The organism is Actinacidiphila epipremni, assembly GCF_012034175.1.
GTDB classification, from domain to species: Bacteria; Actinomycetota; Actinomycetes; order Streptomycetales; family Streptomycetaceae; genus Actinacidiphila; species Actinacidiphila epipremni.
Genome location: NZ_JAATEJ010000022.1, coordinates 18,394 through 34,254, shown reverse-complemented (window position 1 = coordinate 34,254; position 15,861 = coordinate 18,394). Strand labels below are relative to the sequence as shown.

The following is a 15,861-nucleotide window of genomic DNA, read 5'->3' as shown; positions in this document are numbered from 1 at the left end:
ACTGAACCCCATTGTGACGCACACGAAGGATGACGCCCACCGTGGCCAGCATGTTCAATCTCCTCACCGAGCCGTGGATCCCTGTCCGCTGGGTTCCCTCCGCTCGTTGCGACGAGCCCCCCGGCCGGGTCGGACTGCGGTCGGTGCTCGTCAATGCCCACCGGATCCAACAGCTTGCGCCCCCGCACCCTCACGTCCACGCCGCGCTGCTGCGCAACTTGTACGCCTTGACCGCCCGGGTGACGGAGCTGGACGAGCAGGGGCCGGCAAGGGATTGGTTGGAGAGGCGCGACGAGGTGATCGACGCCGGCCAGCTGCCTGCCGCCGCCGTCGATGCGTACCTCGCCCGGTTCCACGACCGCTTCTTCCTGTACGACGAGGACGGCGGACGTCCCTGGATGCAGGATCCGCGGCTGGCCAGGCAGTGCGACCCGCACAACACCGCGGGCGTCAACAAGCTGATCATGACCCGCCCTTCGGGTAACAACCATGCCTGGTTCCGGCACGGCAGCGACAGCACGCCCGACCTTCCCTCGTCCGCCGACGCGGCCTTGCATCTGCTGACATGGCATTACTACGGGCCGTCGGGACGCTGCTCCTCGCGCGAGGTCAACGGCGTGAAGTCGGCCAGTACGACGGCCGGGCCGCTGCGGACGGCGCTGTCGTACCACCCCGAAGGGGCGACGCTCTTCGAAACGCTGCTCGCAGGGCTCGTCCAGCCCAGTTCGGTGGTGCGGCGTGAGGCGGACCTGTGCCCGTGGGAGTGGGAGCAGCTTCCCGACCCAGAGAAGGTGCCCGACGCTCCGACCGGGCCCTGCGCACGGCTGACGGCCTGCTCGCAGCACGCCGTGCTGCTGGTGCCGGGTGGCGAGAAGGGCGAGGTGGCCGCCGACGCTTACATCACGTGGGCGTACCGGGAGGGCCGGATCCCGCGCGACGACCCGTACCTCATCTGGCAGATCAGCCAGCAGGGCAACCGCTATCCGAGGCCGGCGGATTCCCAGCGGGCACTGTGGCGGGACGTCGATGCGCTGCTTGCACACCGCGTCAGCGACTCGGACGGCTCGCAGCCGCCGCTGGTTTTCGAGACCGCCGACGGTCTGTGGCCGCACCTGCGGGTACGGGCACTGGGGTTCGAGCAAGAGGGACAGGCCAAGAACGTCCAGTTCGTCGAGGCAGCGACACCGCCCATCCTCGGCAAGGAGGAACAGCTACGCCCATCCTCCCGCCAGGAGGTTGCGCGGCTTCGGCAACTGGGCGAGAGGTACGGCCGGCGGCTGGATCGGGCGGTGCGACGGGCGTACCGGACCTACGTCGACGACAAGAAGTCTGACGCCGGAGCGTGGTCGGCCGACGCGGCGGCACGCTACTGGCCGGCGGCTGAGCGGGAGTTCTGGGACCGCTTCCGACAACTCCAGCGCAGAAACAGTGCCGGGCAGGATGACTCGGCAGCCGATGCGAGCCTCGATGCCGATGCCACCCGCTCGGCATTCCTGCGGCTTGCCGAGCGGGCCTACGATACCGTCACCGAGCGGGCCGGCATGACGTTGCGCGGCGCCCAGGCGGTGTCCGACGCCCGTATCGAGTTGTACGGCGGACCACGCCGCCGTTGAACCGGCCGCCGGCCCCCGCCCTCACTACTCCCGAGCCGGCTCTCCAACCTCATTGACCTGGAAGGCCCCTATGACCACCATGACCGAGCCCAAAAGCTCCGTAGACCGCCCCAACCGCTACCAGGCGTACGTGCGATGGGTCGAGTACATCTGTCGCACCGACCCTGGCGCGCGAACGATCCTGCGTAAGGGGCTCGGCCGCGGCCTGGACGACGTCCGCTACGTCCGCGGGATGCACCGGATCCTCACGCGGTGGCTGCCCCAGGGCGCGGACACCCCCGCCGCCGAGCAGCGGGCGTACTACACCGTCGCCTCGCTGATCGCCGAGCGCCCCCGGCACAGCTTCGCCCACGACGAACCCGAACCGGAGCCGAGCACGGAACACGCCGACGGCCGGACGCCAACGGCTGAGCCGGACGACGCCCCCGAGACAGGTATCACCGGGAAGCTGCAAGGCGAAAGCCTCGGCGCCGCCTTCGCCGCCGCAGTCCTCGCGGGCGGCAACAGCCGCGAGATCCGTCAGTCCACCGCCGAGACGCGGTTGCACCTGCTGACCCGGCAGAGTCTGGACGGCCTGCACCGCCATCTACCGTCGGCCGTGCGGTTCCTGCGTGACGCCGACGCGCCGGTCGACTACGCCCGACTGATTGCCGACCTGACGGTCTGGCCGGCCCTGCAGGGACGCATTTCGCGCCGCTGGCTCCAGGACTTCTATTCACCCCTCGCCAAGAGCAGGAACGACGCCGCGAACGCCGCCGACGCCGACGAGTCCCAAAACCCCGACACAGACCAGTAGGCCAGCAACCGGTCACCCCACGAACAGCCCTTTTCCTCACCACGGAGTCACACCATGAGCACAGAGCACGCCCGTTTCGTCGACATCCACATCCTGCAGTCCGTGCCGTTCTCCAACCTCAACCGGGACGACACCAACTCCGTCAAGACCGTGCAGTACGGCAACGCGCTGCGCACGCGCGTCAGCAGTCAGTCGTGGAAGCGTGCGGTGCGGGAGCGGTTCGAGGAGCTGACGGGGCAGTACACCCTGCGTACGCGTCGTATCGGGGAGCGGGTCACCCGTGAGCTTGTGGTGAAGGAGTGGCCGGAGGCGTTGGCCCGGCGGGCGGGTGCGCATGTTGCGGCGGGCAGCAGCATCAAGTTCGAGCTGGGCAAGGACCGCGACAATCAGGTCATCGTCAACAAGGTGCTGACCAACGCGATGATCTACCTGCCGGAGCCGGCAGTCGCCGACCTGGTGGCGCTGGTCGAGGAGCACCGCGAGGAGTTGGAGAAGGCCAAGGACGTCAAGAAGGCCGGCGACAAGAGTGTGCTGCCCAAGAAGCGCGTCGAGGAGATCCTGCGTACGCGTAACGGGGTCGTCGACTTGTTCGGGCGGATGCTCGCCGAGGTTGATGATGCGGGTGTCGACGGTGCGGTCCAGGTCGCGCACGCCCTGACCACGCACCGTTCCGATGTCGAGCTCGACTACTTCTCCGCGGTCGATGACATCACCGATTCGTGGAACGACGCGACCGGCAGCGGTCACATGGGCAACGCGGAGTTCAGCGCGGGCACGTTCTACCGCTACGCCACGATCGACCTGCGGGATCTGGCGGCCAATCTCGGGCCGGACGTTCAGGCGGCCCGGGATCTGGCGGGGGCGTTCTTGTCGTCGTTCATCACGTCGTTGCCACAGGCGAAGAAGAACGCGACCGCCCCGCACACCATCCCTGATCTGGTGCATGTCGCTGTGCGTTCCGACCGGCCGTTGTCGTTTGCGGCGGCGTTCGAGAAGCCGGTCGCGGCCACGCCGGAGGGGGGTTACGTGCAGCCGTCGGTGCGCCAGCTCGCGGCGTATGCGAGCGCCGCCAACGGCCTACTCGGCAAGGACCGGGTGCTGGCGGCGTCCTGGGCGGGGCTGCCCGCGGGCGAGATCCCGGCTGCCGACCTGTCGGGGCTGGGTGCGCGCAAGACGTCCTTCGACGCTCTGGTGCGTGAGGCCGTCGATTCCGCGCTGGACGGCAGCTCGGCGGAGGCCGCGGCGTGACCACCGAGACCGCTCTCGCTCCGGCCGGTGTGGCTGCGGTGTCCGGGTTGTTGTTGCGGTTGACGGGGCCGTTGCAGTCGTGGGGTGAGCACAGCTATTTCAACGACCGTGACACGGCCGGTTTCCCGACCCGTTCGGGGATTGTCGGTCTGCTGGCTGCGGCTTTGGGCCGTGCGCGTACGGAGTCGGTGGGTGATCTGGCGGGGTTGTCGGTGACGGTGCGGGTGGACCGGCCCGGGGTGCTGCTGCGTGATCTGCACACGGTCGGTGGCGGGTTGCCGGCGGACCGGACGGTCACGACGGCCGAGGGCGGGAAGCGGCCGGGGGATACGGGGACGTTGGTCAGCCACCGTCACTATCTGGCCGATGCGGCGTTCACCGCCGCGGTCACCGTGCCGCCCGGCGGAGGCCCGGGGGCGCACGAGGTGTTGCTGGACGAGTGCGCTGCCGCGTTGCGGTGCCCGCGGTGGCCGCTGTTCTTGGGGCGTAGGGCGTGTCCGCCGGAGGGGCCGTTGCTGCTGGGCCGCAGCGGCGACGTGCTGCGTCATCTGGTCGGGTTGCCGTTGTCGGCGCGGGTCCCGCGGGGTGCGGGCCGTGCGGTGGAGTTCGTGTCCGACCAGCCGCTGGACCGGTTGCCGGTTCCCGCCTCGGCGACGGCCCCCGGCAGCGACGACGGTACGGTTCCGGTCTCGGACATGGGTGACGACCCGGTGTCGTTCGCGCCGGGGCAGCGTACGTATCGGGCCCGGCCGCTCTACCGGCGGGCGGTGCTGCTGCCCGACGCCCGGTACGCGGGCCTGGGCGCGGACGCGCTCGGCGCGCTCGCCGACTACCTCACGACCAACCGCTCCACCGAGACCGATGGGGGGCTGTGGTGAACGTCTGGCTCACGCGCATCATCCCCGACCCGCGCAACCGCGCGGCCGGCCAGGACCTGACCGGCAGCGGGTCGGCGGTGCACCTGCACCGCCGGTTGATGTCGATGTTCCCCGACGGTCTCGGCTCGGACGCCCGCGCCAAGCTCGGCGTGCTGTTCCGTGCGGAGGACACGCCTGCGGGGACGCACATCCTGCTGCAGTCCACGTACGAGCCGGACACCGCCCGGCTGCCCGACGGCTACGGCACCGTGCTCTCCCGCCCGCTGGACCCGCTGCTGGACGCCCTGCGCGCCGGGCTCGCGGTCCGGTACCGGTGTGTGGCGAGCCCGGTCCGTAAACCGGGGGCGACCACCCGCGCCGCCTACGGCCTGCCCGCGGTGGTCGCGCTCGGCGGCGCGGCGGCGGACGAGTGGTGGGCGCGCCAGGCCGAGACCTGCGGGCTGCGTCCGGCCACCCTCACCTCGCTGCCTCTGGACTCCATCCGCGCCCAGCGGGGGAGGAGCGGGCCGGCGGCGCAGCAGCGGATCCGCCACAACCGCACCCGGTTCGACGGCACCGCCACCATCACCGACCCCGACCTGCTGCGGGCGAAGATCGTCGAGGGGATCGGGCGGGGCAAGGCGTACGGGTGCGGGCTGCTGTCCATCGCCCCCGCCAGGGCGGTGGGGTGAGCGCCCCCGCCCGCCGCCGGCCCCCCGCCGCCGGTCGCGGGCTCGGCCCGGGGGATGCGCGGCGCAAGCTGGCCGCGCCGACCGTGGCGATGCTGCCGCGCGTCGCGGACTCGCTGTCCTTCCTCTACCTCGACATCGTCCGGATCCACCAGGACGACACCGGGGTGTGCGCCGAGGTCAGCAGCCCGCAGCGCGGCACCGAAACCCTCTACCTGCCCACCGCCGCACTGGCCTGCGTCCTGCTCGGGCCCGGCACCTCCATCACCGCCCGGGCGCTGGCCACCTTCGCCCGCCACGGCACGACCGTACTGATCACCGGATCCGGCGGAGTGCGCTGCTACGCCGCGACCCTCCCGGACTCCCTGACCACCACCTGGCTGGAACGCCAGGTCCGCGCCTGGGCCGACGACACCCGCCGCCTGGCCGTCGCCCACGCCATGTACGAACAGCGCTTCGGCCCCGGCACCGCACCGGCCGGCAGCACCCTGAACCAACTGCGCGGCATGGAAGGCCAACGGGTGCGCGCCCACTACCAACTCCTGGCCCGCCAGTACAAGATCGGCCGGTTCCGCCGCGCCTACGACCCCGACTCCTGGGACACCCAGGACCCCGTCAACCTCGCCCTGTCGGCCGCGAACACCTGCCTGTACGGCATCGTCCACGCCGCGATCCTCGCCCTGGGCTGCTCACCGGCCCTCGGCTTTGTCCACAACGGCAACCAGCAAGCCTTCGTCTACGACATCGCCGACCTCTACAAAGCCGACCTCACCATCCCCCTCGCCTTCTCCCTGCACGCCTCCACCAACCCCGAAGCCGAAGCCCGCCGCTCCTTCCGCGACGGCCTGCGCCTGTTCCAACTCCTCCCGCGCATCGTCACCGACATCCAGCACCTCCTCGACCCCGACACCCACCACGAAGCCCCCGACCCCGAAGAGACCCTCGTCGACCTCTGGGACCCCGTCACCGGCCCCATCCCCGGCGGCACCAACCACGCCACCTGACCTTTTTGCGGGAGGCCCTTGCCATGCCCTCCATGACCGTCATCGCCGCCACCGCCGTCCCCGACCACCTCCGCGGCGCCCTCACCCGCTGGCTCCTCGAAGTCACCCCCGAGCTCTACATCGGCTCCGTCTCAGCCAAAGTCCGCGAAGAACTCTGGGCCGCCGTCTCCGCCTCCACCGCCGCCGGCACCGCCGTCCTGGCCCACCCCGCCGACAACGAACAAGGCTTCACCCTCCGCACCACCGGCACCCAACGCCGCGAACCCCTCGACTTCGACGGCATGACACTCATCGCCTTCCGCAGGGAAAGCCAAGAAGCGGCAAAGCCCTTCTAACGGCCCACGCCAGGAAGAGCGCGCTCCGCGCGAGCGGAGGTGACCCGCATCCGCTCCCGCAGGTGGGCGCCAACGGCGGGCGCGCTCCGCGCGAGCGGAGGTGACCCGCGCGCTACACGAGTGAGCGACGTCAGCACCTGGCGCGCTCCGCGCGAGCCGAGGTGACCCGCTGCCTGGGCAGGGTAGTTGGACGTCCCGGCGGCGCGCTCCGCTCGCGCGGAGAGGACTCGACGCCGCCGGCCGGGGTAACGCCCTCCAGCGGGGCACCTCCGCTCGCGCGGAGAGGACTGCGGCCCGCTCCTTCTCCCGCAGTGCCTCGGCGGAGCACCTCCGCTCGCGCGGAGAGGACGACCAGCACTTCGGCGAAGGGGAGGGCCAGCACGGAGCACCTCCGCTCGCGCGGAGAGGACATCCGCAGGAAGAACAGCTCGTCCTGGGCCCACGGAGCACCTCCGCTCGCGCGGAGAGGACCACCAGCCAGGAAGAACACGAATCGACGGCGCCGGAGCACCTCCGCTCGCGCGGAGAGGACGCTCTCTTCGAGCGGCAGCGCGCCGCCGGCATCGGAGCACCTCCGCTCGCGCGGAGAGGACAACGCGCCGCTGTATGCCGCCATGGCCACTCCCGGAGCACCTCCGCTCGCGCGGAGAGGACCACGGGCACCGGCGCCACCGGCGGCTCCTTCACGGAGCACCTCCGCTCGCGCGGAGAGGACCCTTGCTGACCTGCGATGTCAGGAGCGGTTTGCAATCGCTTTGCCAATTGGCGCTTCCGCCCCTGCCGGTCGGTCACGTGCTTGGAGGAACGGCTCGCTCATAGCCAGAGTGTAAGCGGCCAATGGTGGCTAAAGGGCGCGATATCACAGGTTAGGGGCGCATGCCGTGCGAGCGGCGGTCATCTGAGCGGCTATTGGGACATGACAAGGGAATCAGTTCAAGTGAACACATACAAAGTGTCGCAAAGAATGACACCTCACAAGCCATCGCGTTCGTCTTCGTGGTTGAGTACGAGGCGCAGGAGGAGCCAGCCCGGGTAGCGCTCGAAGGGCTGGACCGGGTCGGTGAAGATTTCGGGGTCGTCGAAGACAGGCTTGCCGTTGGGGCGGCGAGTGTAGGGGACGTGGCCGTAGTCGACGCCCTCGGTGGCGTCGTAGGCCAGCCAGGCGATGACTTCGCGTTCGTCTTCGCGCAGGGGGTTGTTGGAGACGCCGCGGGCGTTGATGCCGGTGTCGGTGGGGCGCCAGATCTGGGGGACGGCGAAGGCGAAACGGACGGCGTGGATTTCGTGGGCCTTGTCCGCGGCGCGGCGTTCGAAGGCAGCGGCGGTGTCGCGGTCGCGGTGGTAGTCGTAGTCGGAGAAGACGACGAGGCCGTCGCCTTGGAGGGCGACGACCGAGGGGGCCTCGCGGTCGCGGATGGCCTGACGGATGTCGGTGGAGCACCGGTCCGAGGCATGACTCTCTTTCCGTTTGCTGAAAGGACCCGGGCACCTCCGGGGGGTGAGGGAGGGACGGAGGTGCCCAGGCGTGGGAAGGACTCTGCCTGCGGGGCAGCAGAGCCGTGGAGGTGGTGGCCTGTTGCGGCGGAAGCTATGGGCCGCGGGCTCACCAAGGAGACGCTGCGACGCGGGCGCACAGAGCGATCAGGCCGCGAGTGCCATCACCTCGCTGGGCCGCGGAGCGCGGGTACCGGTACCGGCGACGCGGTCGGTATGGACAACCCAGGTCACCGCCTGCACCGTGCTGGGCAGTTCGCCCAGCCGCTCCGCTGCCTCGCGGTAGCACCGCGCCGGCAACTCGTACCGGCGGGCGGCGGACAGTCCGCGCTCACGGTTCCCGTACGTCTGCCCTACGGCTACGTCGTGCGCGTGCCGGTCCACGACGATGGCCTCGGGGTCGTCGGGGTCGGCGATGCAGCGGAAGAAGTGGCCGGTCTTCCGTTCCATCGGCAGTACGTCCTGCGGGTCGGTGCCGGCCAGGATGGTCGTCGCTTTCCGCAGGGCGTCCGGAAAGTGCCCGGACGCCAGGCCCGTCGTACCGCATGCCACCCGCGCCAGACGGCAGTTCTCCGACCAGGATTTGTTGGCCGAGAGCGCGGCGATCACGCCGGCGCCGGTACGGGCGTTCCCGCCGGCGATCGTCTTGGCGAGGTCGTGCGCCGTCCGGTACCAGGCTCGTCCGCGGAACATCTGCTCCGGCGTCGCGGACTGCCACACCGCAACGATGTTCTGCACGTACTGTTCCTTGGTCTCCTCGAGTACGTCGACGGGGATCACTGCGAAACTCCCTTCTTGGCTGAGGGGCGACATGGTGGGCCCGTGCCCCCGCCAGGGGAGCTGGACGGGGGCACGGAGGTGCAGAGGTGGCGAAGGCAACGGGCCCCGGGCGTGCCGATGCACGTCCGGGGCCCTTGTCAGGCCTCGAATTGCGCGAGTTACTCGGGGTGGTGGACGCCGAACGCGCTGAGCAGCCCGCCCCACTGCGCGTTTCCGTACTCCGCCACGAGCCACGCGATCACCCCGCCGATCGTCAGGACAACCGCCTGCGTGATCAGGGCGGAGGCCCACCGGACCAGGCGGGCACGGTCGCGGTACCACGCCTCGGTCGCGAACTGCGCAAGCTCCGTGAATCTTCCGGACTGACGATCGAGGAGGCCGGGAGGCGGATCCAGCGCTCCGATTCCACCATCAGCCGGATCGAGAACGGTGTGCGCCCGCCCCAGCAGATCGAACTCAAGGGGTTGTTGGAGGTCTACAACGCCACCGTCGAGGTCTCCGACTTCCTGCTTCGGCTCCTCAAGGACGTACCGGACCAGGGATGGTGGACCGAGTACGAGGACACCATGCCCGCGCGGCTCGACACCTATCTCGGTCTGGAAGCGGACGCGTCGACCCTCCGTACCTTCGCACTCGCATCCGTGCACAGCCTGGTGCGGACCGAGCCCTACATCCGCGCGATCCTCCGCGCCGGTTGGTCAAGCGCTCCTGAAGGAGAGATCGACAGGCTCACCGCCCTGCACGTGACGCGACAGAACGTCCTGACCCGCGAGCAATCGCCGCTCGATCTCGTCGTCGTCCTGGACGAGGCGAGCCTGCGGCGTCAGGTCGGCGGACCGGACGTCATGCGGGCCCAGCTGGATCGGCTGATCGAGTTCGGCGCCGACGTCCCCAACGTGGCAGTGCACGTCCTGCCGTTCAGCAAGGGAGCACACGGAGCGATGAACGGAGCGTTCACGATCCTGGACTTCCCGGACCCCACCGATCCGGCGGTCGTCTACCTGGACACCCCTGGGGGCAACCTGTACATGCAGAAGCCCGCCGACACCCGTCGCTTTGACCAACTGCACGGCCGGCTCCGCGGAGCCGCACTGGACGAAACCGAGACCGTACGGTTCCTGCGGGCTGTACGCGAGGAGATGTGATGTGCGATGAGCGTCCCTGACCTGACCAATGCGATATGGCGCAAGGCGTCACTGTCGGAGAGCGCCCAAGGCTGCGTCGAGGTCGCCATCCTCGCGGACGCCTTGGTCGCGGTCCGCGACAGCAAGGACCCCGACGGGCCTGCGCACCTCTACTCGCCGAGCGACTGGGCGGCCTTCCTCGACAGCTTGCGTGCCGGCGACCCGAGTGACTCTGCACATATACGGGCGGAGATCACCGCTGACGGCGTCGTTCTCACCGGCGGTGCTTTCCCTGCCCTGCACTACACGCACCGCGAGTGGCTCTTCTTCCTGGACGGCGTGCTCAAGCGGGAACCGCAGCTTGCAGCCGCCGGCTTCTAGCCGCCGGGTCATATTGCTCCCGGTGCGGCGCGCTGCTCATGGACGGTGTCCTGTGCTCCGGCTGAAGACCAGGTCGCTCATCTCCGTGATGGGGCCGTGCCACCGAGCCGGAGACGCAGGTCGGCGTAGAGCGGCGGGGTAGCTGGAGGCGGCGTAGTCGTTGGCCAGCCGGTGGGGCTGGAAGCCGTGCCTGTGTAGCGGCGCGAGGACTTCGTCGACGCTCCGGTTCTGCTTGGCGAGCAGTCCGGGCGAGACCTCGATGACCAGTTCCGCGTCGTGGCGGAGCAGGCCGAGGACGGGAGCGAGGCCCTGTACGACTCCGGCCTCGCCGCCTTCTGCGTCAACCTTGATCACGCGGGCCGCTGCGAGCTCGCTCGCAGTGAGAAGCGTCGGGAGCGGGGCGGCGTCGGCTTCGAACGTAGCCGTCACGGAACGGGGGCGGACGGCCGTGGTGCCGCCGAGGTTCGTGGCGCGCTCCAGGTAGAACGTCATCCGCCGGTGGGTGTCGGAGACGGCGGCGTTGATCGTGCGGACGTTGTTGCACCCATTGGCCGCGAGATTCGCCTTCAGCGCCGAGTGGAAGGCCGGCGAGGGCTCGATCGCGATGACGGAGCCAGTGGGGCCGACAAGGCGAGAGGCCAGCAGCGTGAAGTAGCCGGTGTGCGCGCCCACGTCGATCACCACGTCGCCGGGAGTGAGACGGGAGCGCATCCAAGCGGTCAGGTGGGGCTCCCAGACCCCGAACAACCACTGATAGCGCTGGATGACATCGCTGGTGACCACGGGGTAGACCGACCCGTCGCGGGTGCGCGCGGTCACAGCGAGCGGATGGTGTTTGAGGTAGTCGCTCAGGTGTTCCGCCAGCTGCGGCTTGCCGAACGGGCCGGGCACGTAGCGCACATAGCAGCGCAGGAGCCGCAGCAGCGGTGCAGGGATCACGGTTGACCTCCGGAGAGCGAGGGCGCGGCCTGTCCGACCGCATCGGATGTCCATGAGTGGCAGGCTGGCCGAGGAAGCCGTTCTTGCAGGTGGAAGAGGAGGCACATGTGGTGGCCGCGGCACCGCGCCGGCTCGCCGGTGGCAGTCACGACCGTCGACCGGTGGTATTCCTGCTGGTCGGGCTGACCGGATCGGGCAAGACCACGTACGCGACTCAGCGTCTGGAAACGACTGGGGCGGTACGCCTCTCCGTGGACGAGCTGCTTCATGCCCGCCACGGCCGATACGGTGTGGACTACCCGGAGCGGGACTACTTCGCGCTGGAAGCCCCGGTGGTCGCCGAGGTGCGCGAGCGTCTGGTCGAGCTGATCGCGGCCGGCTGTGACGTCGTCCTTGACCATGGTCTGTGGACACGCGCGGCGAGGGACGAGTGGAAGAAACTCGTCGAGGAAGCCGGCGGTCGATGGCGTTTGCTGTACTTTCCCGTGCCGCGGGAGGAACTGCTGCGCCGTCTCCAAGAACGCAACCGGCGAAGCGACGCCAACGCGCTGACCGTCACGGAGGCGGCGCTCGACGACTTCTACGCCCGGTTCGAGCCCCCTCACGACGAGGGCGAGGAGATCGTCGAAGCAGACGGGCTCTGATCGGCTGGAGGCGACGGAGGCCGCCAGGCGTCCACCAGGCGCGTGGCCTCGCCCGACCACCACGAGGGCACGGCGACCAGCGATACCGGCCGGAAGATCATGTCGGTGGAGTCGACGGCGATCCGGCCGTCGTGGCGTCGCAGGTGGTCCAGCAGACGCCGGGCCTCGCTGAGCCGCGCCGGCGAAGAGGCCCGCCATGTGCCGTCGGCGGAATAGGCGGCCCGCCGTGCAACGTCATCCTGCACGCCCGAGCGCCACTTGAAGTGGTGCACGAGGACGGGCGGCCGGTTGACGGGACGATGTCCTTCGGCGCGGTGGTTGCCCGATGCGACCGGGACACCGGAGTGAGCCAGGACGATCTTGCGTGGATCACCTCGGAGCAGCCGGTGGGTGAGGAAGCCGCCGAGCGGGTAGACCGTGTCGAGCTCCTGCTCGGCGTCGAAGCCCGCCAAGGCACCGTCGGAGGCTACGCGGTCGAGCATCAAGCCGCCCACCGTTCCGGTACCCGACAGTTCCGCCGCGGCGATCAGCTCGGCCATCGGGGCGGAGTAGGACTGGAATTCGTCGGAGTCGGCGAGCAGATGCCAGCCCGTCCCCGCCCGTTCGCGCAGTGCATTTCGCAGGTCGGTGTTGGTGTGTTCGTGCCATGGCCCGGTGCTGATTGCCTCCGGGCCGATACCGAGGTCGTGGCTTGTGGCCAGCACACGGCGGCGCCGGTCGGGAGCGACGTGGTCGGGGAAGTGGAAGGCCAGGTGGAAGCGCGCTATGCCGAGGCTGCGGTAGTGCGCGACCCATGCGGTCAGCAGGGCAGGCTCGACGGGACCGATGACGGCGATCAGCACAGGTGGGACGAACATCAGCGCAACTCCTCGGGCAAGGTGAGGAAACGGACCTGCTCGACGGACGTGGGCACGCCGAACTCGGCGCCGCCGCGCCTTGGCGGTCGTGGGAGCGGGGACCGCGCCAGGCCGTTCAGCGCTCTGGCCAGGGCGGCACCGTCGCCGGACCGGAAGACGCGAGCCCAGCCGCGTCCGGCCAGGGCCGCGGCGAGAGCAGCGTCGTGGTCGGAGACGATGAGCGGCACGCCGAGGCGGAGTGCATCGACGACAAGCCCCGATTCCTTTTCGGTGCCGGGGCGTCGGGTCACGAGCGCGGCGTCGGAGGCGGCATATACAGCCCGGATGTCCGGTTCGCTCACCGGCCCGGGAACGACGTGAAGTCGTACACGGGGGAGGAGAAACCACCGATCGAGCACGGAGGTGTGGAGCGGGGCCCCGGCAACGACCACATGCACGGGGACGTCCAACTGCGCGAGGGCCGTCTCGACGACAGCGAAGTCCTTGTACGGCCACCAACCGCCCACCAGGCACACCACCGCCGCAGCGGAAGGAATCCCGAGGGCTTTCCGCGCCTGCTCACGCTCGGGGCGCGCGAGCCGATCGCCTTCGTCGGCGATGGCGAAAGGCCGCACCCGGACCGGCAAGCGCGGGAAGCGGGTCGCGAGGTCGTCCCGAACCGCCTCCGTAGGAGCGAGCATCTGAACCCGTCGCTCGCCGCGGCGGGCCAAGCGGCCGACCAGCCGCAGCGCTGTGTCCTCCGTGGTGACGACCTCGTGCACGAACCGGGTGTGCGGGCCTGCAAGCAGTGCAGCTGCACCATGCAGGGCTTCACTGGCGCTGAGTACGACGACAGCGCTCGACGGGCCCGCGAGCCGGCGGCCTGTCCGGATGCAAGCGGCTTCGATCAGGCACCGGGAGACAAGCATCACCTGGTGCGGGAACCGTCGTACGGACTGGGGTGACGAGCCGCTGAGGGCGACTGCTCGCACTGCGGCTTCTGCCGTCGCTGCCGTGGCGAGGCCGAGGGCGACAAGGAGGGTGGGCAAAGCCCCGCGAGGGCGAGTGGTGCGTGCGCCGGCCGCCCGCAGCGCCTCCCGGGTCTCGGCGGCGACTTCGCGCGGGGCGACCACCACGGTGTTGCCGTGGGAGGCGGCGAGTGCCGTGAGGGTGCGGTGGCGGTGTCCACCCGCCCGGTGGGCGCCCGGTTCGACGAGTACGAGAGCCGGGGCGGTCATCCGGAGACGGCCTGTTCACCGTGGCCGGCGGTGAATCGGGCGTGGAGCCATCCCGGGTCGTTGAGCTTGTCGAACAAGGCCGGGCAGTGAGCCGCCTGGTGGGCGAAGACGATTCCCTCGCGAGCGCCCGCGACCGCGAACTGCCCGAACTCACCGTCGCCGCTTGAGGTCGTCCAGGCTGCGATCCGCTCGGCAGCCTCGGCGATGTCCATGCCGTATTCGCTGCCGCGAGAGAGCATCGCGCACTCGCGGAACCCGGCTTTCCAGGCATGGTAGGGCGACTGGTTGATCCGCGTGGTTCCGGCGATGTCCGGGGTGAAGTCCGCACGCCCCGGCAGCGCTGCCAGTACGTCAACGGCAGCGCCGAGTTGGCGCAGGGCCGCGCGGCGGATCAGCTTGAGGCCGCCGTAGCCGTAGATGAGGCCGTTGAGCGGATTGCGGGCGCGCCACACGCGCATCGAGATTCCGTCCGCCAGCGGCTCCACCGCCTGGAGGCGGAACTCCGTCGCAATGACGAAGTCGGCGTCGGCCAGCAGGAACTGCTCGGCGTCGACGACTTCGGCAGCGAGCCGGTACGCCCGGCGCATTCCGTGAACGCCGTGCAGCCGCTTCACCGGGATGCCCAACACCCGCTGGAGGCGGGCGTGCAGCTTGTCGGCCAGGGGCTCGTCGTACGAGAGCATCACCGCATCGAAGGGCGTCGTCATCGCAAGGCCTCCAGGTAGCGGGCGGCGACGACCGGCGGGGCCAGGTCCGCGGTGGCGGCGAACGCGCGCTTGGCGTGCACGCGGTGGAACTCCGTGTCAGTGGCCAGCCGGGTGGCGATGGCCACGGCCTCGTCGGCGGTGTCGAAGAGGAGGTCGTCGTCGATGTGCTCGGCGAGCCACCCGGTACGCGGCGCCATGACCGGGAGTCCCATCGCCTCGCAGTCGATGACTGACATCGACCAGGGGCAGCCCACGCGGAAAGGCGCGATCCCGAAGCGAGCGCCGGCGAGAAGGCCGCGGTAGCGGCGCCGGCTGCCGCGATCCGAGACGACCGCGACCCCGGGCAAGGCGGCGAGCTCGGCACGGTACCGCTCGGGGCTGGGATCGAGCCGGACCCGCGCAGCGCTGCGGGTGCCGAACATGTCCATCACCATCAGGGCGACCGGAGCTTGCGAGACCAGGCGTCCGGCCAGGGAGGTGAACCGGTCGGTTCCGTAGTGCTGGTAGAGGCGGTGGTTGTAAACGGCGACTGCCCGACCGTCCGGCGCCGCAGCGTCCACGGGGTCGCGGAGCAGGAGTTCGTCGCGCGGGGCGGGCACGATGCGCAGCTTCCCGGTGAGGTCCACACTCGCGTGCGCGGCGGCGGCAACCGTCCACGTGGCGGCGGTACGGGAGTGGGTCAGTACCCGGTCGCAGGCGGCAAGCCCTGCCACGAAGGAGAGCAGCACGCTGCGTCCCAACCCGCCATCGTCAAGGGACGGGTCGAGCTGAAGCCGGCCGTCCGTGCCGAAGGAGAACGGCAGGTAGTGGCAGTATCCGGCGATCAGCGCGTCTCTGCCGGCTTCGAGGAGGGCCGCCCTTACGGCGGGAGCCACCTCGATCTGGTTGGCCACCACCACCTCCGGCCTGGTGCGGCGGATCAGCTCGACCAGTCCGTTCAGCCCCGGGTCGAACCGTGCCCGGTACTTCGTCGTCGGAGAGACGGTGGGCTCGAATTCCACCCGGGTGTCCCCGACCGCCACCGGCGCCGCCACCGTCACCTCGGCTCCGGCGTCGGTCAAGGCCGGGGTGAGGACGTTGGCGAACGTGAACCCGGAGTCGGCGGAGAGCCGATGGGGATTGGAGACATTGAGCAGGTACAGCAGGCGCATCGCGCATCCCCTCTCGTCGGCCACG

At 70.0% G+C, this 15,861-nt stretch carries 16 protein-coding genes and 1 CRISPR repeat array; of the genes, 10 read left to right on the top strand and 6 right to left on the bottom strand.

Translation table 11 applies throughout. The annotated features are described in order from the left end of the window. Positions 1-50: 50 nt before the first annotated feature. The 7 genes from casA (at position 51) to cas2e (ending at position 6,542) form a co-directional block, all read left to right on the top strand. Positions 51-1,613: a type I-E CRISPR-associated protein Cse1/CasA gene (gene casA, locus HCN08_RS24260; protein ID WP_240970406.1), complete on the top strand. Its 1,563-nt coding sequence runs from the start codon at positions 51-53 to the stop codon at positions 1,611-1,613. Positions 1,614-1,683: 70 nt separating this feature from the next. Continuing rightward, on the top strand, positions 1,684-2,409 hold the full coding sequence (casB, locus tag HCN08_RS24255; protein ID WP_167985354.1) for a type I-E CRISPR-associated protein Cse2/CasB: 726 nt from the start codon (positions 1,684-1,686) through the stop codon (positions 2,407-2,409). Between the two features lie 54 nt (positions 2,410-2,463). Beyond that, positions 2,464-3,657, top strand: a complete 1,194-nt coding sequence (cas7e, locus tag HCN08_RS24250) for a type I-E CRISPR-associated protein Cas7/Cse4/CasC (RefSeq protein ID WP_167985353.1) — start codon at positions 2,464-2,466, stop codon at positions 3,655-3,657. Next, complete coding sequence (gene cas5e, locus HCN08_RS24245) at positions 3,654-4,535, top strand: type I-E CRISPR-associated protein Cas5/CasD (RefSeq protein ID WP_322974650.1); 882 nt, start codon at positions 3,654-3,656, stop codon at positions 4,533-4,535. The genes cas7e and cas5e overlap by 4 nt, the downstream gene beginning before the upstream one ends. Further along, complete coding sequence (gene cas6e / locus HCN08_RS24240; RefSeq protein ID WP_167985352.1) at positions 4,532-5,206, top strand: type I-E CRISPR-associated protein Cas6/Cse3/CasE; 675 nt, start codon at positions 4,532-4,534, stop codon at positions 5,204-5,206. The genes cas5e and cas6e overlap by 4 nt, the downstream gene beginning before the upstream one ends. Before the next feature lie 89 nt (positions 5,207-5,295). Continuing rightward, positions 5,296-6,207 (top strand): type I-E CRISPR-associated endonuclease Cas1e, encoded by a 912-nt coding sequence (gene cas1e, locus HCN08_RS24235; RefSeq protein ID WP_167985440.1) that lies wholly within the window; start codon positions 5,296-5,298, stop codon positions 6,205-6,207. A 23-nt stretch (positions 6,208-6,230) separates the two neighbouring features. Continuing rightward, on the top strand, positions 6,231-6,542 hold the full coding sequence (gene cas2e, locus HCN08_RS24230) for a type I-E CRISPR-associated endoribonuclease Cas2e (protein ID WP_167985351.1): 312 nt from the start codon (positions 6,231-6,233) through the stop codon (positions 6,540-6,542). A gap of 259 nt (positions 6,543-6,801) precedes the next feature. Then, positions 6,802-7,257: direct repeats of the CRISPR family, unit length 29 nt; unit sequence CGGAGCACCTCCGCTCGCGCGGAGAGGAC. A 926-nt stretch (positions 7,258-8,183) separates the two neighbouring features. Here cas2e and HCN08_RS34845 read toward each other — a convergent pair. Then, entirely contained in the window at positions 8,184-8,816 is a 633-nt protein-coding gene (locus HCN08_RS34845) for a DUF7178 family protein (RefSeq protein ID WP_206319180.1), read from the bottom strand. Between the two features lie 86 nt (positions 8,817-8,902). On the opposite strand from HCN08_RS34845, the gene HCN08_RS24220 reads away from it, so the two are divergent. After that, positions 8,903-9,961, top strand: coding sequence for a helix-turn-helix domain-containing protein (locus HCN08_RS24220; protein ID WP_167985350.1), 1,059 nt, complete (start codon positions 8,903-8,905; stop codon positions 9,959-9,961). Positions 9,962-9,967: 6 nt separating this feature from the next. Continuing rightward, the gene (locus tag HCN08_RS24215; protein WP_167985349.1) at positions 9,968-10,321 is read left to right on the top strand and encodes a DUF397 domain-containing protein; all 354 of its coding nucleotides are present in this window, start codon (positions 9,968-9,970) and stop codon (positions 10,319-10,321) included. Between the two features lie 36 nt (positions 10,322-10,357). Here HCN08_RS24215 and HCN08_RS24210 read toward each other — a convergent pair whose 3' ends face one another. Continuing rightward, on the bottom strand, positions 10,358-11,260 hold the full coding sequence (locus HCN08_RS24210; RefSeq protein ID WP_322974649.1) for an FkbM family methyltransferase: 903 nt from the start codon (positions 11,258-11,260) through the stop codon (positions 10,358-10,360). Positions 11,261-11,349: 89 nt separating this feature from the next. On the opposite strand from HCN08_RS24210, the gene HCN08_RS24205 reads away from it, so the two are divergent. Then, positions 11,350-11,904 (top strand): AAA family ATPase, encoded by a 555-nt coding sequence (locus HCN08_RS24205; RefSeq protein WP_322974661.1) that lies wholly within the window; start codon positions 11,350-11,352, stop codon positions 11,902-11,904. On the opposite strand, the gene HCN08_RS24200 is transcribed toward HCN08_RS24205, so the two are convergent. From HCN08_RS24200 to HCN08_RS24185, 4 genes are read right to left on the bottom strand one after another with little or no spacing between them, the layout of a single operon-like run. Continuing rightward, a complete protein-coding gene (locus HCN08_RS24200) occupies positions 11,862-12,761 on the bottom strand; it encodes a glycosyltransferase family 2 protein (protein ID WP_240970395.1) in 900 nt (299 codons plus the stop codon). The genes HCN08_RS24205 and HCN08_RS24200 overlap by 43 nt on opposite strands. Continuing rightward, entirely contained in the window at positions 12,761-13,978 is a 1,218-nt protein-coding gene (locus tag HCN08_RS24195; RefSeq protein ID WP_167985347.1) for a glycosyltransferase family protein, read from the bottom strand. Before HCN08_RS24195 ends, HCN08_RS24200 begins: the two co-directional genes overlap by 1 nt. Continuing rightward, positions 13,975-14,685, bottom strand: a complete 711-nt coding sequence (locus tag HCN08_RS24190) for a hypothetical protein (protein WP_167985346.1) — start codon at positions 14,683-14,685, stop codon at positions 13,975-13,977. Before HCN08_RS24190 ends, HCN08_RS24195 begins: the two co-directional genes overlap by 4 nt. Then, positions 14,682-15,836 (bottom strand): glycosyltransferase family 4 protein, encoded by a 1,155-nt coding sequence (locus HCN08_RS24185; RefSeq protein WP_167985345.1) that lies wholly within the window; start codon positions 15,834-15,836, stop codon positions 14,682-14,684. The genes HCN08_RS24190 and HCN08_RS24185 overlap by 4 nt, the downstream gene beginning before the upstream one ends. Between the last annotated feature and the right edge of the window lie 25 nt (positions 15,837-15,861).